Raw genomic sequence first — 20762 nt, forward strand, 5'->3', positions numbered from 1 at the left:
GACCTGTCCGTGCGACGTCAGTCGCAGAATCCGATCGCGTCGTTCGAGACGCCGGCGCAGATCTCTTCCTTCGTGGCTGCGCCGTCCTCGACGACCAGGTCGATGTTGGTCGCGTCGATGATCATGGGGGTCACCGTGACCCACGGGATCTCGACGCCGCCGTCCTCGCGCGTCGACGTGACGATGTCGCCCGGGTCCTCGTCGTTGATGATCGAGACGATGAGCTCGGCGGTCAGGCGCGACTGCTCCTTGAGCGAACGCCACACCGACATCCCCTGCGTCCCCTCGACGATGCGCTGCAGCGCCGGGATCGTCGCGTCGAGCCCGGTCACGGGCACCGTGCCCGCGAGGCCCTGCGACGCGAGGGCGGCGATCGCCCCGCCGGCCGTGCCGTCGTTGGCCGCCATCACGCCCTGCACGCCGTTGTCGAGCTGAGTGAGCGCCTGCTCCATCTGCCGCTGCGCGTTCGCGGGATCCCAGTCGGGCGTCCACGACTCGTAGCCGAGGACGCGGGCGCCGGAGTCGAACAGCGGCTGCAGCACCGACATGTAGCCGTCCCGGAAGGCGTGCGCGTTGTCGTCGGACTCCGAGCCGTTGATCACGGCGAGCACGTCACCGTCGGCCGTGTTGTCGGCGATCCACTGGCCCTGCAGCTCACCCACCTCGACGCCGTCGACCTGCACGTAGAAGTCGACCGCGGCGCCCGGGATGGCGCGGTCGTAGCCGATGACGGTGGCGCCGGCCTGCTTGGCCTGCTCGACGATCGACTTCGCCGCCTCGAGGTCGACCGGGTTGAGCACGAGGATGTCCGCGCCCTCGGTGATCGCCTGCTCCGCCTGCCGCAGCTGCGCGGCGGGGTCGTCCTGCGCGTTGTAGAACGAGACCTGCGCATCGGGGGCGAGCTCCGCCATCGCCTCCTCGAAGAAGGGCCGGTCGAGCGCCTCGTACCGCTCGACGACGTTCGTCGGGATGAAGTACGCGACCCGCACGACGTCGCCGCCGCCCTGGTCTCCGCCGCCCTGGCCCCCGTCGCCGCCGCCGGCGCTGGTGCAGCCGAGCAGCGCGACGGCCGCGAGGCCGCTCACGCCGACGGCCGCGATGAGGCGGGACGCCGCTCTGGTCTTGCTGGAAATCATCGTCGATCACCTTTCACGACCCGGGGTGCGCACACCCGCTCGGGTCTTCCGAGACTCTTCCGTCCGCCGATCCGACCCCATGTTCGGCCGAGAATGCGAACGATTGCATTCACAGAGTAGGGGCCTTGCCAAGGATCGGTCAACAGATCGTGACGAGCCTGTTATGCAAATTTGCAAACGATTGCTTTCGCATGAGACTCACGCAAAGCAAGGAGGGGCGCAGCGGATGCCCGCTGCGCCCCTCCTCCTGCCGGCCGGTCAGGGACGGCGTCGATGCGCCTCGTCGAGCACGGCGCTGCCCGAGGCGAACGCCACGCGCAGCGCCTCCTCGAGCGGCAGCGCGCGGTGCGCCTCCGAGATGATCTCCACTCCCCACGGGCCGTCGTAGCCGATCTCGCGCAGCGCGTTGACGAACCCGGGGATGTCCCAGTCGCCCTCTCCCGGAGGGAGGCGCGCGTTGATCGTGTCGGCGAACAGCCGATCCGCGGGCGGCGCCGGCTCGAGCGCGTCGTTCAGCTCCGCGCCGAAGAGATGCTCGCGCGCGACCGCGCCGAGCAGGTCGGCGGGCGTCTGCCCGGCGCGGAAGACGTGCCAGACGTCGATGATGACGCCGCCGGCGGGATGGCCGGCATCCTGGACGAACCGCGCCCCCTCCGGCACCGTGCGGAAGTTCGTGAACGGAAGCGGCTCCAGGGCGATGCGCGTGCCCGCCCGCTCCGCGTCGTCGCACAGCCCCCGGAACGCGTCGATCAGAAGGTCGCGCGCGGGCTCCTCGGTCATCGACCCCGAGACCTTGACGAAGCGCGCCTCGAGCAGCTCGGCCGCCGCGAGCAGATCGCCGCGCTTCACGTCGGACGCCGCCCGGCGCTCGCCCGTCGCCCACCAGTCGTCGAGGAACTCGACCTCGGTGTGGCGGAAGCCCGCCGCGCGGATCTCCCGCGCCAGCCGCTCCCAGCCGATCGTCTCGCGCGCCACGAGCAGGTCGGCGTAGACGATGCCGAAGCCCGCGAAGCCGGTGTCGGCGGCGACGCGCACGCGATCGAGGATGTCGAGCGGGCTGCGTTCGCCGTCGCGCATCGGCGCGGCGTCTCCCGCGTGGGTCCAGCAGGTGGCGATGAGCTCATGCATGTGTGCGTGCTCCTTTCCGGGTCCGGGCGTTCAGCCGAGGTTGTCGGCGCAGACGGGAACGGTCTCCGCCCCCTGGCAGATCTCCTCCCACGTCCACACCCCGTCCTCGACCACATCGCCCACGTTGTCGATCGTCACGTTCTCCACCGGCAGGAACACCGCAGGGATCTCCGCGAAATCGTTGTCCACCACCCCATTGACCATCTCCGACGGCACACCCCCGCCCGACAGGATCGACGCCACCACCTGCGCGGCGGCATCCGCCATCACCGACAGGTTCTTGTAGATCGTGTTGTCGAGGGATCCCTGCACGATGTACTGCATCGCGTTGAGATCGCCGTTCTGGCCGCCCGTGACGACGACCTCGCCCTGCAGGCCCTGGGTCGTGAGGGCGGCGACGGCGCCGCCCGCGAGCCCGTCGTTCATCGTGACGATGAGGTCGAGGGCGTTGTCGTTCTGCGCGAGGCAGTCCTCGATGAACGCCTGACCCGCGACCGGGTCCCAGTTGGTGATGTTCTGCTCGCAGACCACCTCGATCTTGCCCGACGCGATCAGCGGCTCCAGGAACTCGTCCTGACCCTTCTGATACTGGTTCGTGCCGTACTCGCCCGGGTGGCCCTTCAGCCGGGCGACCTTGAGGCCATCACCCGCCATGCCCTCGATGAGCTCGGCGGCGCGCTCGCCCTGCGCCTGGCCCACCGCCAGCGCGTCGAACAGCACGTGCGCCTCCGCCGGGCCGCCCACCGCATCGTGCTCGTACAGCACCACCGGCACACCGGCCTGGTCGGCCACGGCGAGCGAGCCGGCGGCGAGATTGGCGTCTGCGGCGACGAACACGATGACGTCGGCGCCCTGCGTGATCGCGTCCTCGACCTGCTGCTGCTGCTTCGTCGGGTCGCCCTCCGCGTTCTCGACGGTCACGGCCGCGTCCGGGGCGTACTCCTTCATCGCCTCGACGAACAGGGGCGCGTCGCGGTTCTCGAACCGGGTCGTGGTCGTGTTCGGCAGCAGGAAGAACACCTTCTGCGCGCCCGCCGCCGGCTCGCCGCCGTCGCCGTCGTCGCCGGACCCGCCGTTCCCGCCCGAGCAGCCGCCCAGGAGGAGCACGCCCGTCAGCGTGAGCGCGGCCGCGGCCGCGAGCGTGGACTTCTTCATCTCTTGACTCCTTGTGACACTTCTGATGGGGGCTAGAAGACGGTCCCGACGGTGCCGCCGTTCACGCCGAGCGCGGAGCCCGTCACGAACGACGCCCGCGGGGAGGCGAGGAAGACGACGCACGACGCCACTTCCTCGGCCGTGCCCATCCGCTCGAGGGGGATGCCGCGGTCGGCGACCAGGGCGGCGACCGCCTCGTCGCCCTTCTTGCCGTAGATGCCCTCGATCGTCTCGAGGTATCCGCCGGGCCGCGACCACAGCGGCGTCCAGATCGGCCCGGGGTGCACCGCGTTGACACGGATGTCGGGCGCGAACTCCTTCGCGAGAAGACGGGTGAGGTTCGCCAGCGCCGCCTTCGACGGCGAGTAGTCGGGGAAGGTCGGCTCCGGCTGCTGCGCCAGGTCGGAGATGACCGTGACGACGGCGGCATCCGGTCGCGCCCGCATGTGCGGGAGCAGAGCGCTGCACAGCCGCTGGGTCGCGAAGAAGTTCAGCTCGAACGTGCGATGCCACTCCTCGTCCGAGACGTCCGCGAGGCGGCGGATCTTGCCGATGCCGGCGTTGTTGATCAGGATGTCGGGCGCGTGCCCCTCGAACGCGAGGGCGGCCTCGGCGACCCGCGCGCAGCCCTCCGCCGTCGCGAGGTCCGCCACGATCGTGGCGACCGAGCCCTGCGGCGACGACGCCACGAGCTCGGCCAGCGGCTCCGCCGCGATGTCCGCGACGAGCACGTGAGCGCCCTCGGCGATGAGCTGTTCCGCGGCGGCGCGGCCGATGCCGGTCGCGCCGCCGGTCAGCAGGACGGTCTTTCCCGTCAGGCTCAGGTCCATGTCGCGTCCGCTCCGTCGTTCGGGCGGATGTGGATCTTGATGTTCACGTCGCGCTTGGACGACTCCGCGAGCGCCGTCAGCGCCTCGTCGAGCGGGAACACCTGTGAGACGAGCGGCGTCAGGTCGATGCCCGTGTGACCCAGGAACTTGATCGCCTGCGGCCAGACGCCGACCGAGCCGACCTGGCCGCGGATGCGGAGCATCTTCTCGACGATCAGCCCCAGCCTGGCGGGGTGCTCGTCGCCGACGTTGATCCCGATGTTGGTGATGTAGGCGCCGTAGGCCGCGGCCTCGAGCGTCTGGGCCATCACGGCGGGCCGGCCCGTCGCCTCCACGATGCGGGAGGCGCCGCGACCGTCGGTGAGCTCGAGGATCCGGGCGACGACGTCGATGCCGATCGGATCGACGACCACATCGGCGCCGAGCGAGAGCCCGATCTCGCGCCGTGCGGCGTCGGGCTCCACGAGGATGACGCGACCGCCCTTCGCGTGTGCGGACGCGACCGCGCAGAGGCCGATCGGGCCGCCGCCGAAGACGACGACGTCGTCGCTGCCGTCGATCTCGTCCGTCGCACCGTACGCGACGGTGAACGGCTCGACGAGGGCGCCCATCGTGTCATCGATGCTGTCGGGCAGCTTGTGCAGCCATGCCTGGGGCACGCGCACGAGGTCGGCGATGGCGCCGTCGATCGTGAACCCGAAGTGCTGGTCGTCGGCGACCGAGCACTCCCCCACGACGCGGTCGCCGACGGCGAACCCGGTGACCGCCGCGCCGACCGCGACGATCTCGCCGGTCCATTCGTGCCCCGGGATGATGGGGTACTCGATCGGCAGGATGTACTTGCCCGCCAGCAGGTCGAAGTCGGAATGACAGATGCCGACCCGCCGCATCCTCACGAGGCAGTCGGTCTCGCCGAAGGCGGGGTCGAGCGTGTCGACCACCGCCGCCTCATCGGGGGCCGAGTAGACGAGTGCGCGCATGTCGCGTCATTTCCTTTCCTTGATGTCGGCGTCCGGAAGCTCCGGGGGCCAGTTGTCGAACTCCACCGCGGTGTGGTCCTCGCCCGGCTCCTGGAAGCCCACGGCGAAGGCGAGCGAGCGCACGCCCGTGTATCCGCCGAACAGCGAGTGGGGGACGTTGGGCGGCGTGTGCACGAGGTCGCCCGGCGCGACCGGGAAGACCTCGTCGCCCACGCGCATGACGCCGCGGCCCGTCAGCACGTAGTAGAACTCGTGCGAGTTGTGGAAGTGCGGCTCGACGAACGCGCCGGGCGCCACGGTGAACTCGTTGACGAACTCGAGGAACGAGCCCATCGTCTCGTCGCGCAGCTCCTGCTGCTCGTACATGAAATAGCTGCGCACCGTGCCGCCGTGCTGCACGACGGCGGGGACATCGGCGTTCAGAAGCACCTTCATCTCTTTCTCCTTCGCATCGGACGGTCTCGTCAGGACAGGGTCTCGCCGCCCGTGGGCGCGAGCACGACCCCGGTCGCGTGCAGCCGGAGCAGCAGGGCGGTGGACGCGCCGATCTGCTGCGGGTCGCCGGCGCGGCCCAGCGGGATCGCGGCGAGACGCCGCGCCGTGAACTCCTCCGGATCCTCGCCGAGGTCGATGGCGAAGCCCGCGAACGCGGCACGCATGAGCGGGGTGTCGACGGGTCCCGGGCACAGTCCGTGCACCGCGATCCGGTCTCCCGCGAGCGCCTGCGCGAGCGACGTCACGTATCCCATGACCGCGAACTTCGCGGCGCAGTAGGGGCCGTTCCCCGCCTCGGCCGTGAGTCCCGCCTGCGACGAGAGGATCACGACCGTGCCGCCGCGCGGCCTCAGCCGCGGGAGCAGCAGCTCGACGACGTCGAACACGGTCGTGCCGTTGAGCACGAGGGAGCGGTCGGACGCGGCACGGTCGTAGTCGGCGCCGAACCGCGTCGACGCGCCCACGCCGTGGTGCACGACGACCGCGTCGAGGCCCTCCAGCTCCGGCGAGGCGGCGAGCGCGGCGAGCTGCTCCGGCCGGGTGAGGTCGCAGGCCACGGTCGGCATCCCGAGGCGCTCCCCGGCGGAGGTCAGCGCGTCACCGGCGCGGTCCGTGAGCACCACGCGGCGGCCGGAGCCCGCGATCGCCTCCGCCGCGGCGAACCCGAGGCCGCCCGCGGCGCCGGTGACGAGCACGGCGCCGTCGTCGGCGCGGCCCTCGACCGGCCCGCCGCGCAGGTCGATCGTCGCGCCGGTCGTGTAGCCGCCCCGGGCCTCGTCGAGCAGGTACTCCTCGACGGCGCGGACGTCGTCGGAAAGGGTCGAGGCGGATGCCACGACCGTGCTCGCCCGGCCGCCGGCGCCGCTGATCTCGAGCGCCGCGGTGCCGACGATGCCGCGCACGGCCTGCACGAGCGCTTCCTCCAGCCGTCCGGCCCCCGCCACGGTGACCGTGACGACGAGCGGCGCCGCGGGGGTCGCGGCGACGTGCGCGTTGACCGCGTCGATGACCTGCGCCGAGGGCCCCTGCACGTCGTCGGCCCAGCCCGCGGCGCCCGCGCCGCCGGCGTCGACGCGGACGATCGTGCCGCCCGCGACGCCCTCGTCGACCGCGACGCGCTCGCGGACCGCCTGGGCGCTCATTGACCGGGTCCGCTCAGGCGCTCGACCGTGCGGTCGATGGTGACGGCGCCGACCAGCAGGAGGCCGGTCACGATCAGCTGCACGTCGGAGGACACGCCCATCAGGTTCAGCCCGTTGCTGACGACGCCGATGATGAGCGCCCCGAGGAGGGCGGCCGATGCGCGGCCGCGACCGCCGAAGAGGCTGACGCCGCCGATGACCGCGGCCGCGATCGAGTTCAGCAGCAGGGCGCCGCCGCCGATGCCGCCGCCGGACGAGACCGAGACGCCGAGGATGCGCGACGCCGCGATGACGCCGGCGAGCGCGGCGAGGCCTCCTGCGAGGGCGAAGCACAGCATGGTCACGTTGCGCGTGTTGATGCCGGCCCGGCGCGCGGCCTCCTTGTTGCCTCCGGTGGCGTAGACGTGCACGCCGAACCGCGTGGATGACAGCACGTACGTGCCGAGCCCGAGGAGGGCCGCGAAGATGATCACGGGCACCGGGATCCCCTGGTTGAAGTTGAGGATCACGACGAGCAGCGTGCAGACGACGACGAAGATCGCGCCGGGCGTGATCACCGTCTTGCTGAGCGACGACGGCAGGTCGTGGGCCGCCCGCCGCGCGTGGTCGCTCCACTTGAGGCCGACGAACGCGACGATCGCGACGAGCAGCACGAGGTACGACCACACGCCCGAGACGTAGGTGCCCGCGATGGCCTCGATGCCGGTCCCGAGCAGCGCGATGTTGCCCGACGTGGGGAGGACGGCGAGCTGGATGCCGTTGAGCACGAGCCCGAGGCCGAGCGTGATCACGAAGGTGGGCACGAGGAAGCGCGTGGACCAGAAGCCGGTCAGCGCGCCGATGGCGGCGCCGAGCAGGATCGGGAGCGGCACGGCGATCCAGGGCGACAGCCCCGACTCGACGGCGAGCTTGGCCATCAGCACGGCGCAGAGCCCGCTGATGCTCGCGACCGACAGGTCGATCTCGCCGAGCAGCAGCACGAAGACGATCCCGAGCGCGAGCACGCCGGTCACGACGGTCTGCACGAGCAGGTTCGACAGGTTGCGGCTGGAGAGGAAGACGTCGCTCTGCGTCGCGAAGAAGATCACGAGGAGCGCGAGCGCGAGCAGCACGGGAAGCGCGCGCAGGTCTCCGGCGAGCAGCGCCGTGAGCCTTCGCTTGGGGGGCGTCTCGACGGGCAGGATCGTGCCCGTCAGGGTCTCGTCTTTGGTCGTCTCGCTCATCGGGCGGAGTTCACCCCTTCATTTCCTCCCACCATGGCGTTCACCACGGTCTCTCCGGTCACCTTCTTGGAGTCGAACTCGGCCACGACGGCGCCGAGCCGCAGCACGACGATGCGGTCCGTCACGTCGAGCACGAAGTGATGGATGTCGTGCGAGACGACGAGCACGCCGAGGCCCTCGTCGGCGAGCGTGCGGATCAGCTTGCCGACCTGCTCGGCCGCCGAATGGCTCAGGGCCGCCGTGGGCTCGTCGAGCAGCACGACCTTCGGCTGCCACAGGATCGACCGCGCGATGGCGATGTTCTGCCGCTGGCCGCCCGACATCGCGCTCACCGGGCGGGTGAGCGAGATGCTGTCGAGCCGCAGCTGCCGCAGCACCTTGCGCGCGCGCTGCTCCTCCTCGGCGCGGCGCACGCGGCGCAGTCCGAGCGGGCCGCCCACGAGCTCGCGGCCGAGGAACAGGTTCTGCACGGCGTCGAGGTTGTCGCAGAGGGCGAGGTCTTGGTAGACGGTCTGCACGCCGAGCGCCGTGACATCGTGCGGCCCCTTGATGTCCTGCGGCCGGCCGTCGAAGAGGTATTCCCCCTCCTCCGGGCGCACGATCCCGCTGAGCGTCTTGATGAGCGTCGACTTGCCGGCGCCGTTGTCGCCGACCAGGCCGACGACCTCGCCGGGGTTGATGTGGATGTCGATGCCCCGCAGCACGCGGATCGCGCCGTACGACTTGTACACGCTCCGCAGCTCGAGAAGCGGCTTGACGGTGTCGCCCATGCCCTCGCCCTCCTTGGTTGATTGAGTTTCGGTCCGGGCGTTCAGCCGAGGTTGTCGGCGCAGACGGGAACGGTCTCCGCCCCCTGGCAGATCTCCTCCCACGTCCACACCCCGTCCTCGACCACATCGCCCACGTTGTCGATCGTCACGTTCTCCACCGGCAGGAACACCGCAGGGATCTCCGCGAAATCGTTGTCCACCACCCCATTGACCATCTCCGACGGCACACCCCCACCCGACAGGATCGACGCCACCACCTGCGCCGCCGCGCGGGCCTGGTCGGTGAGGTTCTTGTAGACGGTGTTGTCCTGCTTGCCCTGCACGATGTACTGCACGGCGTTGAGGTTCGCGTCCTGGCCGCCGGTCACGACGACCTGGCCGTCGAGGCCCTGCGTCGTCAGCGCCGCGATCGCCCCGCCCGCGAGGCCGTCGTTCATGCTGATGATCAGGTCGAGGGCGTTGTCGTTCTGCGCGAGGCAGTCCTCGATGAACGCCTGACCCGCGACCGGGTCCCAGTTGGTGATGTTCTGCTCACAGACCACCTCGATCTTGCCCGACGCGATCAGCGGCTCCAGGAACTCGTCCTGACCCTTCTGATACTGGTTGGTCCCGTATTCGCCGGGGCTTCCCTTGATGCGCGCGACCTTGAGGCCGTCACCGGCCATGCCCTCGATGAGCTCGGCGGCGCGCTCGCCCTGCGCCTGGCCGACCGCCAGCGCGTCGAACAGCACGTGCGCCTCCGCCGGGCCGCCCACCGCATCGTGCTCGTACAGCACGACGGGGACCTCGGCCTGTGCCGCGACGGCGAGCGAGCCGGCGGCGAGGTTCGCGTCGGCCGACACGAACACGATGACGTCGGCCCCGCGGGTCACGGCGTCCTCGACCTGCTGCTGCTGCTTCGTCGGGTCGCCCTCCGCGTTGTCGACCGTGACCGTCGCATTCGGCGCGTACTCCTTCATCGCCTCGATGAACGCGGGCGCGTCGCGGTTCTCGAACCGGGTCGTGGTCGTGTTCGGCAGCAGGAAGAACACTTTCTGCTCGCCGGCCGCGGCCTCGCCGCCGCCCTCGCCGTTCGACCCATTGTCACCGCCCGAGGAGCACCCCGCAATGAGGAGCATCCCCGCGGCCAGAAGTGCGGTCGATGTCAGTGCTGTCCGTGTGCGCATGCGCTTCTCCTTCGAAGTCTCAACGCCAGATTCGGGCCCGACGATGGTGCTTGATCACTGCGAACGATTGCAGTCAGGTGTCATGATGACAGATCTCGACCGTCAGGTCAACCGGCGCAGTGTCCATGTGTATCGCGGGATACTGACAGACAACCGGCATCCGCCGGCATCTTGCAAACGATTGTTGTCACTGCTACGTTTCCGATGACGACAACCGACTACGACGGAAGTGACGGTTCCTCATGGGAGAGGCATCGGCGGCACGGCCGCTTCTGACTCCGGGCCTCCTCGGCGTCGACTACGAGACCCGTGTCGACTTCGACAGGCTCCGGGGCTACCGGCTCGAGCGCGCACAGCGCGCCCTCGAGGTGAGCGAGTGCGGGGCGTTCCTGCTCTTCGACTTCTACAACATCCGCTACACGACGCAGTCGTGGGTCGGCGGCGCCCTGGGCGACAAGATGATCCGGTACGCGCTGCTCACGCGCGGCGGCGAGCCGCACCTGTGGGACTTCGGGTCGGCCGTCAAGCACCACCAGCTCTACTCCCCCTGGCTGCGGCACGACCACAACCACCCCGGCTTCCTCGGCTTCCGCGGCGCCGTCGCGCCGACCGCGGGGCTGATGCGGGACGCCGTCACGCAGATCAAGGGCATTCTCACCGACCTCGGCCTGCAGAACGCCCCGGTGGGCATCGACATCGTCGAGCCGCCGTTCCTCTTCGAGATGCAGCGGCAGGGCTTCACGGTCGTCGACGCGCAGCAGCACATGCTCGACGCCCGCGAGATCAAGAGCGTCGACGAGATCATGCTCCTGAACCAGGCGGCGGCCATGGTCGACGGCGTCTACACCGACATCGTCGAGGCGCTCAAGCCCGGCGTGCGCGAGAACGAGATCGTCGCCCTCGCCGCGAAGAAGCTCTACGAGTACGGATCCGACCAGGTCGAGGCGATCAACGCGATCTCGGGCGAGCGCTGCAACCCGCACCCGCACAACTTCACCGACCGCATCATCCGCCCCGGCGATCAGGCGTTCTTCGACATCATCCATTCGTTCAACGGCTACCGCACCTGCTACTACCGCACCTTCAGCGTCGGAAGGGCGACCGGCCCGCAGCGCTCCGCCTACTCCCGGGCCCGCGAGTGGATGGACAACGCCATCGCCGCGATCAAGCCCGGCGTCGGATCGGACGAGATCGCGTCGCTGTTCCCGACCGCCGAGTCGCTCGGCTTCGACGACGAGCTCTCCGCCTTCGGCCTGCAGTTCTGCCACGGACTCGGCCTGGGCCTGCACGAGCGCCCCATCATCTCGCGCCTCAACAGCTACCGGGAGCCCGTCGAGATCAAGACCGGCATGGTCTTCGCCGTGGAGACCTACTGCCCCGCGTCCGACGGATACTCGGCGGCCCGCATCGAGGAGGAGGTCGTCATCACCGACGACGGCCCGGTCGTCATCACGAAGTACCCCGCCGACGAGCTCGTCGTCGCCAACCCCTACTGAGCCCCTCTTCCCGATCGAAGGAGCGTCGCCGATGCCCGCGACAACGACATTCACGCCCGATTCCGACACCATGCGCGCCGCCGTCATGCATGGCAAGGGCGACATCCGCATCGAGTCGGTCCCCGTCCCCTCCGCGCTGCCCGGCGAGCTGCTGCTCCAGGTCTCGGCGGTCGGCGTGTGCGGCACCGATGCGGCGGAGTGGGCGAACGGCCCGAAGCTCTTCCCCATCGAGGTGCCGCATCCCGTGACGGGACACGTCGGCCCGATGATCGTGGGGCACGAGTTCGCCGGGACGGTCGTCGACGTGGGCGAGGGCGTCGACCCGTCGTGGATCGGCAGGCTCGTCGCGTCGTGCGGCTCGATGCCGTGCGGCGAGTGCGACGAATGCACGGGCGGCCGCTCGAACCTCTGCCGCCGGTACGCGGCGGTCGGCCTGCACCGCGACGGCGCGCTCGCCGCCTACGTGTCGGCGCCGCTCGGCAGCTGCGTCGACGTCGGCGTCCTGGGCCTCGGCCCGGACGAGGCCGCCCTCGCGCAGCCGATGGCCATCGCCGTGCACTCGATGCGCCGCGCGCGCCTCCGGCCGGGCGACGTCGCCGTCGTGCAGGGCGTCGGCGGCATCGGCGCGTTCCTCATCAGCGCGCTCGTCGACGCCGGCGCGCGCGTCGTCGCCGTGGATCTGTCCGAGGAGCGGCTCGGCATCGCCCGCTCGCTCGGCGCGGACGTGACGATCCTCGCCGGGACCGACGAGGCCCGGCAGCGGATCGCGGACGAGTTCACCGACCGCATCCCCGTGTTCTTCGAGGTGACCGGCTCCGACCCGGGCCTGCAGCTCGCGCTGGACATCGTGCCGATGGGCACGGAGATCGTGATGGTCGGCATCCACAAGGCGCCCCGCACGATCGACCTCGCGCGGGTCACCGTCCGCGAGCTCAGCCTCATCGGCACCAACGCGATGGTGCGCGAGACGGACTTCCCCGAGGCGGCACGGCTGGTCGCGGCGCGCCGGGGGCAGTGGGGCGAGATCGCGCCGGCGCCCCTCCCGCTCGACGATCTCGTCGACGGCGCGCTGCGGCCGATGTCGGAGGGTCGGCCGCCCGCGATCAAGACGCTCATCCATCCGTGACGATAATTGCCTGAGTCGCGGATTCCCGCGGTTCGAGCATGAGAGCCCGAGGTGATGACAGTGGCCGACTCCCGCGTACCCACGCTCAAGGACGTCGCGAAGAAGGCCGGGGTGCACGTCGCGACCGCGTCGCGCGCGCTGAGCGACGAGCAGGCGCACCTCGTGAGCGAGGCCACGAGGGCGCGGGTCCAGGCGGCCGCCGACAGTCTCGGGTACCGCACGAACGCGGTCGCCCAGTCGCTGCGCAAGGGCACGACCGGGGCGCTCGGCGTCGTCGTGGCCGACCTCGCGAACCCCTTCGTCGTCTCGGTCCTGCGCGGCATCGAGTTCGAGGCGCGCGCGCGCGACGCGATGCCGCTGGTCGCCGAGACGCACGACGACCCGGCGCTGCTGCGCAGCGTCGTCACGCGACTGCTGCGGAACCGGGTCGACGGGCTCATCCTCAGCGCCGTGCACACGACCGACGAAGAGTTCGTCGCCGAGGTCGAGTCGCGCGTGCCCGTCGTGCTCGCGGTGCGCGGCTTCGGCCCGCAGATCGACCTGGGGCGCCCCGACCGGCACCGCGAGGTGCTGCACGACGACGTCCAGGGCGCCCGCATCGCCGTGAACCACCTCATCCGGCTGGGACACCGGCGCATCGCGCAGCTGCCCGGCACCCAGCGCATCTCGTCGTTCCTCGGCCGCAGCGACGGCTATCGCGCCGCGATCGCGGCCTCGCCCGACGTGATCGACGTGTCGACGGGGGCGGTGGCGCTCGAGGCCTCGGTCGCCGAGGGCCGGCGCCTCACCGCCGATCTCTTCCGCCAGCCCGCCGGCCGGCAGCCGACCGCCATCTTCGCGCACAACGACCTGATGGCCGTCGGCGCGCTCGACGCCCTCCGCGACGTCGGCCTGCGCTGCCCGGACGACGTGTCGATCGTCGGCTACAACGACGCGCCGCTGAGCGACCACCTCGACCCGCCCCTCACGACGGTGCGCCTGCCCAGCTTCGAGCTCGGCAGGCACAGCGCCCAGCTCGCCTTCAGCGCCATCGCCGGCGACAGCCCCGACGCGGCGCGGATCATGCTCGCCCCGGAGTTCGTCGAACGCAAGTCGACGAGACCCCTGAACCCCTAGCCCGCTCCACGACCCGGAGCGCCCCGCGAAGCCCCAAGGAGAACACCATGTCCACCGTCGGATTCATCGGACTCGGCACCATGGGCGCCGGCATGGCCCTGCGCCTCGTCGACGCCGGCCACACCGTGCGCGTCTGGAACAGGTCGGCCGCCCCGCTCGAGCCCCTCGTCGCCGCGGGAGCCGTCGCCGTCGACTCCCCGTCCGATGCGCTGAACGCCGGCGTGGCGTTCTCGATGCTCTCCAACGACGCGGCGACCGACGCGGTCTTCACGGATGCCGTCCTCGCGGCGGCGCCCGGGAGCGTGCACGTCAACATGGCGACCGTCAGCCTCGAGAAGGCCCGCGAGCTGTCCGCCCGTCACGAGGCGCACGGCGTGCGGTACGTGGCCGCGCCCGTGCTCGGGCGGCCGAACCTCGCCGCGACCGGGCAGCTCAACATCGTCTCCGCGGGCCCATCGGACGCGCTCGACCGCGCCGACGAGTTCTTCCCCGCGCTGGGCAAGCGCGTCTGGCGCGTGGGCGCCGCCCCGGAGAAGGCGAACCTCGTCAAGATCGGCGTGAACTACAACCTCATCCACACCCTCCAGACCCTCGCGGAGTCGCTGAACCTCATCGAGCGCGGCGGCGTCGACGGGAGCACGTTCGTCGAGATCCTCACGGACGCCGCGTACACGGGGGCGGCGTACGTCGGCTACGGGGCGCTCATCGCGGGCCGCTCCTACACGCCGCCCGCCTTCAGCGTCGCGCTGGGGCTCAAGGACCTCTCCCTCGCCCGGGCGGCGGCCGCCGAGACCGGCGCGGCGCTGCCGACGGCCCCCGTCATCCAGGAGATCTTCGAGGAGGCGCTCGCCGACGAGGAACTGTCGACGCTCGACTGGTCCGCCGTCGCGGAGATCACCCGGCGCCGCTGAGCCCCGACCCTGGCGTGCACCGTGCAGGACTTCTCGAGGCCGGCGCGGGTCAGAGGCCGGCGGGCCCGAGGCGCGTGAGCGGGGGCTGCAGCTGGCCCACCGGACCGCGGCGGAACAGCTGGGCCGGGCGTCCGCCGTCGCGGGCGAGGCCGCCCGTGGGCTCGACGAAGCCCTCGGCGCCCGTGATCTTGCGGTGGAAGTTGCGGGGGTCGAGCGGCACGCCCCACACGGCCTCGTACACGGCGCGCAGCTGCGCGATCGTGAACTCGGGCGGGCAGAACGCCGTCGCGAGAGCGGAGTACTCGAGCTTCGCCCTGGCGCGCTCGAGCGCGTCGGCGAAGATCGCGCCGTGATCGAACGCCAGCGCCAGGTCCCCCCGCTCGACGGCCGACACGGGCCACCAGCGCGCGGCGCTCGCGTCGGCGCCGGCGGCGGGGTCGGCGAGGTCGGGCGCCATCGCGAGCCACGCGATCGTGACCACGCGCCCGCGCGGGTCACGCCCCGGCGCACCGTACGTGCGCACCTGCTCGAGGTGCACGCCGTCCGACACCCCGGTCTCCTCGGCGAGCTCGCGGTACGCGGCCTGCTCGAGCTCCTCGCCGTCGCGCACGAAGCCGCCCGGCAGCGCCCACGATCCGGCGAACGGCGCGATGCCGCGCTCGACCAGCAGCACCTGCAGCACGCGGTCGCGGATGGTCAGCACGATGAGGTCGGCGGTCACCGCGAACGAGAAGGGCGTCATGAGTCCACCCTACGTCCCCTCGACCATAAATCGTCATCTTGACGATAATCAGCATCCGCGTTATCGTCATTATGACGACATCACCGAAGGAGGATGCCATGGCCACCATCACCCCGCGCCCGTTCCTGCGGCACCTGAGCGCCGCCCCCACGATGCACGTGCGGCACCAGCGCCGCGGCGCCGTGCGCCACGCCGGACCGGGCCAGGCCTTCTGGTTCCGCGCGCTCGACGCGACGATCAGCGAGGTGCCGCTCGACGACCGCGAGCTCCCCGTCGTGGTCGGCCTGCGCACCGCCGACCTGCAGCAGCTCTCGGCCCCCGCGACGGTCACGTTCCGCATCGCCGACCCCGATCTCGCCGCCCGGCGCATCGACTTCTCCATCGACCTGACCGACGGCACCTGGGTCGAGCGGCCGCTCGAGGCGATCGCCGCGCCCCTGCACGGCGCCGCGACCGCGGTCGTCGTGCACCTGCTGCAGCCGCTGCGCCTCGACGAGGCACTGCGCACCGACCTCGCCCGCCTCGGCGCCCGCGCGACGGAGCTGCTCGCCGCCGACGAGCGCCTCGCCGACCTCGGCGTGCAGATCGTCGGCGTGCGCTTCGCGCTGCTGCGCGCCGAGCCCGACGTCGAACGGGCACTGCAGACGCCGGCACGGGAGGCGATCCAGCAGGATGCCGACCGCGCGACGTTCGCCCGCCGCGCCCTCGCCGTCGAACGCGAGGCGGCGATCGGCGAGAACGAGCTGGCCAACCAGATCGAGCTCGCCAAGCGCCAGGAGGAGCTCGTCGTGACGCGCGGACGCCACAGCCGCACCGAGGCCGAGCAGGCCGCCGCGACGTCCGCGATCGCCGCCGAGGCCGAAGCCGAGCGCATCCGCCTGAACGCGCAGGCCCGCGCCGACGCCGAGCGTGCCCTGGGCGCGGCGGCAGCCGCGGCCGAGCGGGCGCGGATGGATGCCGTGCGCGACCTGCCCGCCGGCATCCTGACGGCCCTGGCGCTGCGCGAGCTCGCCGGCAGCCTGCCCGCGATCGACCACCTCACGGTCACGCCCGACCTGCTCACCGACCTGATCGGGCGGCTGGGCGGCGGACGGCCCGACGGGCGCGCGGCCGCGGGCGCCGGCCCGAAGGGAGGCGACTGACATGAGCGCCCCGCGTGCCGTGATCGTGCGCCGCGACACCGAGCTGACCGCGCTGCTCGCGCGGCACGGCACGCGCGGCCAGGTCGCGTTCTTCCTGGAGGGGCGCGGGCAGACCCTGCAGGCGGTCACCGAGCGCGACGATCGCATCCGGGCCGCCCTCGCCGACGTCGCGGCGGGCATCCCCGCCGACTGGCGGCGGGCGACGGTCGAGCGCGACGAGCTGCCCCGGTTCGTGTTCGAGCCGGGCGACGTCGTCGTGGTCGTCGGGCAGGACGGGCTCGTCGCGAACGCCGCGAAATACCTGCGCGCGCAGCCCGTGATCGGCATCGACCCGCTGCCCGGCGAGAACGCGGGCGTGCTCGTGCCGCATCCGCCCGACGCGGCCGCCGGCCTGCTCGAGGCGACGCACGCGGGCACCGCGCCCCTGCGGGAGCGCACGATGGTCGAGGTGCGCGCCGACGACGGCCAGTCGCTCGTCGCGCTCAACGAGATCATGATCGGCCAGCCGGGCCACCAGTCGGCGCGCTACACGCTCGAGGTCGGCGGGGCCGCCGAGCGGCAGTCGTCGTCGGGCGTCATCGTCGGCACCGGCACGGGTGCAAGCGGCTGGTGCCGGTCGATCGCCCGCATCCAGGCGCCGGCGCTCGCGCTCCCCGAACCGGATGCCGCGGGTCTCGCCTGGTTCGTGCGCGAGCCGTGGCCGTCGCCGAGCACGGGCGCCGACCTCGTCGCGGGCCGCCTCGACGGCCCCGAGTCCCTCACCCTGCGCGTGGAGTCCGACGCGCTCGTCGCCTTCGGCGACGGCGTCGAGGCCGACCGGCTCACCCTCGGCTGGGGCCAGCGCCTGCGCGTCGCCATCGCCGCCCGCACCCTCCGCACCGTCGGCGCGTGACGCAGGGCAGTCCGGGACACGACCGGCCTCGCGGAGAACCGGCACCCTCGCGGAGGCCGTCGGCCGGTCAGCCGGCGGGGATCACGGGGCACGGCTCGCCGTTCTCGTGTGCGACGAGGATGCCGCTGACGTTCCATGTCCCGGCCGCATCCCGGGTGACCTGCAGATGGCCCAGGAACTCACCGTCGGACGAGAAGGAATCCAGCGCGATGACGCCGGCCTTCTCATCCGACAGGCGAGGGTCGGTGTACTGCGCCGATGCCCCCTGCACGGTCGTGGTCATGTCCTCGGCAGACCAGGGCCACTCCTTGGACGTGCCCTCTTCCAGAGAACGCGACAGGGACTCGCTCAGTGCCGCGACCGCATCATCCACAGATCGCCCACCGCTGCCCTCCGCATAGTCGAACTGCGTCATCGATCCGCAACCGGGGGCGAGCGTTCCCGGCTCCGGGGCTACGAACGCAGAGGCGTCGACGGCGTCCTCCGCCGCGTGCGACGATACGGCCGGCGTGGCGCAGCCCACCAGAACCACACCCACGAGAAGCGGCGCGATGGCCTGCCACCTTCTTCGGTTCTCCATCACCGTCGTGTTCCTCTCGACGAGGGTTGAGCAACGCTCTCAGTACTGGGCATCGAGACTCGCCGTATCCCACGCATCGAGCGTCCGAAAGTGGGTGCGATAGACGGCCATCGTCGAGCACATCGACGCCTGATCAAGAGGCACGCTCTGGCATTTTGCTTCGCTTTGCGCCTTCGCGCTCACATTGCTCGGGTGAGGAATACCGAGCGCATGACCCATCTCATGAACCCACAGCGAACCGGCGTCGTAGACCTTACTGCACGTGTAGTTCACGCTCTGAGGCGTATACCTAGGGCTACACCCCTCCCACAGGGTCCGCCGACTGTTGTCCTGCACGAACCAGTCGGGGCGGTTGTTGATCCCGACATACACGGTTCCAGGTATGGGCGATTGTATGGGGGGATTGATCCCCGAACACCGGGACGGAAGATGCGCATAGCCCAGGACGCCCGACCCCATGCCGCTCAAATCCTCATTCCGAAATGCGATGTGAGCCGTGTTGGTGGAACTTGTGACCCCAACCCATTGAAGACTATTGCTCGTCGGGGAGTATATGCTGAGGAAATTACCCCAGCGAACAGTGGCGTCGTATGCGCGATCGTAGAAACTGTTGGCCACGCCGTCACCCCACCCAGTGGGCTGCGGGTTGACGTACCCAACCCTCACGTTTCCCGTGTTTGCGAGCCGTGAGTACCAATCACACCCGAACCAACCGGGCGCCGTTATCGCCGCATTCGCCGGAGCGGCCGAAAAGATCAACCCAAGCACGACTCCGAAAATGATTGCCATCGAACGTGCACGTGCGCGCATCAGATCCCCCCGAATCATCCTGGGACTGAGACTAGTCGACGCTCAAAATCCGCACAAGGAGTTCTTCTTCCGCACCAGTGAGACGCTTTCCAGGCTGCCTCGGATCCCGCTGCCGCCGGATGACAGACGCTCGCGCACGCACATGACTTCCGCTGCTTCATTTCGTCATCCTCGCCGCATTCCCCTGGCGCGACTGCGCGAGCGGCGCGGATGCCGGCATCCGAAGTCGTGGACGCTTATCGCCGCCACCTATCCGCCGGCCCGACAACAGGCGCCCACCATTTCCCGGCATCCCGGGATCGGGGGCGACCGTGGTCGCTTGGCGCACCGGGAAGCGGCAAGAAGCGCCCACGATCCGGGCCGGTCGACGGCGGCTGCGCCCGCGACCGGGCGCGCCCGCGGGCGGTCAGGGGGACGACGCGGCGTCCGCGGGGCGGTCAGGGGGACGACGCGGCGTCCGCGAACTCGCGGCGCAGCATGCGGGCGAGCGCGGCGCGGTCGACGGGGATGGCGGGGTGGCCGGGCATCGGGAACGGCAGCGGCACGGTTCCCGTGAGCACGCGCCGCTCGGTGCCGAGGCGGCCGCGCACGATCGACGCGGCGCGCGGCGCGACGGGCGACCGCACGGGCGCGACCGGGTAGACGATCACCGCGGGGCAGCCCGCCGCCGTCGCGAGCGCGTGCATCTGATACTGGGCGCTGCCGCTCACGCTGGCCCACTCCCCCGAGATGCGCGAGTAGATGCCGTCGACGAGCAGCGCCGCGGGACGCCCCGGCAGGTCGAGCTGCACGTCGGGGTGCGCGTGCCCCTGCCCCTCGAAGACCTCCAGCGGCAGCGGCTCCGCGGGCACCGTGAAGCCGTAGCCGTCGACGGCCTGCACGATGAGCCTCGTCCACACGCGGCTCGTGGGCACCTTGACCGACACCGCGATGCCCCGGTCGGCCGCCGACTCGGAGCCGAACCCGATCGCGTCGTCGAGGATCGCGCGCGCCATCGTGTCGATCGCGCGCAGCTCCTCGCGGCGCAGCACGCCCGCATCCAGCGCACGGGCCACCGGGATCGGCACGACCGAGACGTCGGTGAGCCGCGCGTCGTGCAGCGCCGCCGTGTCGCGGATGCCGGTGTGCGAGTGCCCCGCGCACACGAGCAGCGCCGCGCGCACCCGCTGCCACAGGGGCGTGTCGGTCGTCAGCTCCTCGTACTCGCACACGACCGGCAGCCGCGCGGTCGCCTCGCGCACGATGAGGTCGCGCGGGACCATGCGCCCGCGCACGACGCCCAGCGGCTCGACGCGCGCGAGGTACTGGGGGCGCCGGTGCGGCAGCGCCGCGCCGACCCGCTCCAGGAACGTGCGCATGTACACGGCGCGCAGCCGCGGGTACGCGTGCCGCAGCGCGCCGAACGGGAAGCTCTCCGGCAGCGGCGGCTCGATGCCGGCGACCTCGATCAGCTCCCACAGGTGCTCCGGCGCCCGCGACGCGGCGACGGCGCCCTGCCCCACGTAGACGTCGGCGAGGTCGCCCGCGGGGCGCAGCGACGACGAGCGACCGGGGAAGACGGGCGTCCACAGCGGCTCGTGCTCGCCCTCGTCGGCATCCGGCCCGCCGAGCCCGCCCGGCCCGCTCAGCCCGCCGAGCCCGTCCAGTCCGCCGGGCGGCAGTCCCAGCACCTGCTCCGCGTCGAGGAGCGCGTCGGCCCACTCGGGCGGCAGCACGACGCGGTCGCGCTCGAACACGGCGACGTGCGTCACGGGCTCGTCGCGCACGTCGACCCGCCACGACACCGACCGGCCCCGCCGCCACAGCTTGGGCAGCACCGTGATCACGAGATGACGGTCGTCGTGCTCGACGATGCTCACGCCGACGCCGTTGCCCGTCGCGCTGGCCTGCAGCCAGGTCTCGGTGCGTCGCGCGGCCACAGC

General features: G+C 71.3%; 20 protein-coding genes. 6 read left to right on the forward strand and 14 right to left on the reverse strand.

Annotated features, from left to right (window positions below; all coding sequences use genetic code 11):
- Positions 1–17: 17 nt before the first annotated feature.
- From AOA12_RS18165 to AOA12_RS18210, 10 genes are all read right to left on the reverse strand, one after another.
- Positions 18–1136 carry an ABC transporter substrate-binding protein gene (locus AOA12_RS18165; protein WP_054686043.1) on the reverse strand — a complete coding sequence of 373 codons (1119 nt, stop codon included), beginning with the start codon at positions 1134–1136 and terminating at the stop codon, positions 18–20.
- Positions 1137–1394: 258 nt separating this feature from the next.
- Positions 1395–2264, reverse strand: coding sequence for a sugar phosphate isomerase/epimerase family protein (locus AOA12_RS18170; protein ID WP_054686047.1), 870 nt, complete (start codon positions 2262–2264; stop codon positions 1395–1397).
- Positions 2265–2294: 30 nt separating this feature from the next.
- Positions 2295–3419 (reverse strand): ABC transporter substrate-binding protein, encoded by a 1125-nt coding sequence (locus AOA12_RS18175; protein WP_054686050.1) that lies wholly within the window; start codon positions 3417–3419, stop codon positions 2295–2297.
- Positions 3420–3451: 32 nt separating this feature from the next.
- The gene (locus AOA12_RS18180) at positions 3452–4249 is read right to left on the reverse strand and encodes an SDR family NAD(P)-dependent oxidoreductase (RefSeq protein WP_054686052.1); all 798 of its coding nucleotides are present in this window, start codon (positions 4247–4249) and stop codon (positions 3452–3454) included.
- Positions 4240–5229: a zinc-dependent alcohol dehydrogenase gene (locus AOA12_RS18185; protein ID WP_054686055.1), complete on the reverse strand. Its 990-nt coding sequence runs from the start codon at positions 5227–5229 to the stop codon at positions 4240–4242. Before AOA12_RS18185 ends, AOA12_RS18180 begins: the two co-directional genes overlap by 10 nt.
- Before the next feature lie 6 nt (positions 5230–5235).
- Positions 5236–5664 carry a cupin domain-containing protein gene (locus AOA12_RS18190; protein WP_054686058.1) on the reverse strand — a complete coding sequence of 143 codons (429 nt, stop codon included), beginning with the start codon at positions 5662–5664 and terminating at the stop codon, positions 5236–5238.
- A 29-nt stretch (positions 5665–5693) separates the two neighbouring features.
- On the reverse strand, positions 5694–6866 hold the full coding sequence (locus AOA12_RS18195) for an SDR family NAD(P)-dependent oxidoreductase (RefSeq protein WP_054686061.1): 1173 nt from the start codon (positions 6864–6866) through the stop codon (positions 5694–5696).
- Entirely contained in the window at positions 6863–8089 is a 1227-nt protein-coding gene (locus AOA12_RS18200) for a sugar ABC transporter permease (protein ID WP_054686064.1), read from the reverse strand. Before AOA12_RS18200 ends, AOA12_RS18195 begins: the two co-directional genes overlap by 4 nt.
- Complete coding sequence (locus AOA12_RS18205) at positions 8086–8859, reverse strand: ATP-binding cassette domain-containing protein (protein ID WP_054686067.1); 774 nt, start codon at positions 8857–8859, stop codon at positions 8086–8088. The genes AOA12_RS18200 and AOA12_RS18205 overlap by 4 nt, the downstream gene beginning before the upstream one ends.
- 41 nt (positions 8860–8900) lie before the next feature.
- Complete coding sequence (locus AOA12_RS18210) at positions 8901–10025, reverse strand: ABC transporter substrate-binding protein (RefSeq protein ID WP_054686070.1); 1125 nt, start codon at positions 10023–10025, stop codon at positions 8901–8903.
- A 242-nt stretch (positions 10026–10267) separates the two neighbouring features.
- Here AOA12_RS18210 and AOA12_RS18215 point away from each other — a divergent pair, with 242 nt between their 5' ends.
- Genes AOA12_RS18215 through AOA12_RS18230 form a run of 4 tightly spaced genes read left to right on the forward strand, consistent with a single transcriptional unit; the run spans position 10268 to position 14674 of the window.
- Complete coding sequence (locus AOA12_RS18215; RefSeq protein ID WP_054686073.1) at positions 10268–11521, forward strand: M24 family metallopeptidase; 1254 nt, start codon at positions 10268–10270, stop codon at positions 11519–11521.
- A 31-nt stretch (positions 11522–11552) separates the two neighbouring features.
- A complete protein-coding gene (locus AOA12_RS18220; protein ID WP_054686076.1) occupies positions 11553–12647 on the forward strand; it encodes a zinc-dependent alcohol dehydrogenase in 1095 nt (364 codons plus the stop codon).
- Between the two features lie 60 nt (positions 12648–12707).
- A complete protein-coding gene (locus AOA12_RS18225; protein WP_197280981.1) occupies positions 12708–13763 on the forward strand; it encodes a LacI family DNA-binding transcriptional regulator in 1056 nt (351 codons plus the stop codon).
- A gap of 47 nt (positions 13764–13810) precedes the next feature.
- On the forward strand, positions 13811–14674 hold the full coding sequence (locus AOA12_RS18230) for an NAD(P)-dependent oxidoreductase (RefSeq protein ID WP_054686082.1): 864 nt from the start codon (positions 13811–13813) through the stop codon (positions 14672–14674).
- Between the two features lie 49 nt (positions 14675–14723).
- Here AOA12_RS18230 and AOA12_RS18235 read toward each other — a convergent pair whose 3' ends face one another.
- The gene (locus tag AOA12_RS18235) at positions 14724–15416 is read right to left on the reverse strand and encodes an NUDIX hydrolase (protein ID WP_054686085.1); all 693 of its coding nucleotides are present in this window, start codon (positions 15414–15416) and stop codon (positions 14724–14726) included.
- A 98-nt stretch (positions 15417–15514) separates the two neighbouring features.
- On the opposite strand from AOA12_RS18235, the gene AOA12_RS18240 reads away from it, so the two are divergent.
- Positions 15515–16558, forward strand: coding sequence for an SPFH domain-containing protein (locus AOA12_RS18240; RefSeq protein ID WP_054686088.1), 1044 nt, complete (start codon positions 15515–15517; stop codon positions 16556–16558).
- Position 16559: 1 nt separating this feature from the next.
- Positions 16560–17450 carry an NAD(+)/NADH kinase gene (locus tag AOA12_RS18245; protein ID WP_054686091.1) on the forward strand — a complete coding sequence of 297 codons (891 nt, stop codon included), beginning with the start codon at positions 16560–16562 and terminating at the stop codon, positions 17448–17450.
- Positions 17451–17517: 67 nt separating this feature from the next.
- On the opposite strand, the gene AOA12_RS18250 is transcribed toward AOA12_RS18245, so the two are convergent.
- The 3 genes from AOA12_RS18250 to AOA12_RS18255 all read right to left on the reverse strand — a co-directional run bounded on the left by AOA12_RS18250 (position 17518) and on the right by AOA12_RS18255 (position 20759).
- Complete coding sequence (locus AOA12_RS18250) at positions 17518–18033, reverse strand: hypothetical protein (RefSeq protein WP_054686094.1); 516 nt, start codon at positions 18031–18033, stop codon at positions 17518–17520.
- 36 nt (positions 18034–18069) lie between these two features.
- Positions 18070–18303, reverse strand: coding sequence for a hypothetical protein (locus AOA12_RS23270; RefSeq protein ID WP_156366575.1), 234 nt, complete (start codon positions 18301–18303; stop codon positions 18070–18072).
- A 974-nt stretch (positions 18304–19277) separates the two neighbouring features.
- The gene (locus AOA12_RS18255) at positions 19278–20759 is read right to left on the reverse strand and encodes a hypothetical protein (RefSeq protein ID WP_054686099.1); all 1482 of its coding nucleotides are present in this window, start codon (positions 20757–20759) and stop codon (positions 19278–19280) included.
- Positions 20760–20762 lie beyond the last annotated feature (3 nt).

The organism is Microbacterium sp. No. 7 (assembly GCF_001314225.1).
GTDB lineage: Bacteria > Actinomycetota > Actinomycetes > Actinomycetales > Microbacteriaceae > Microbacterium.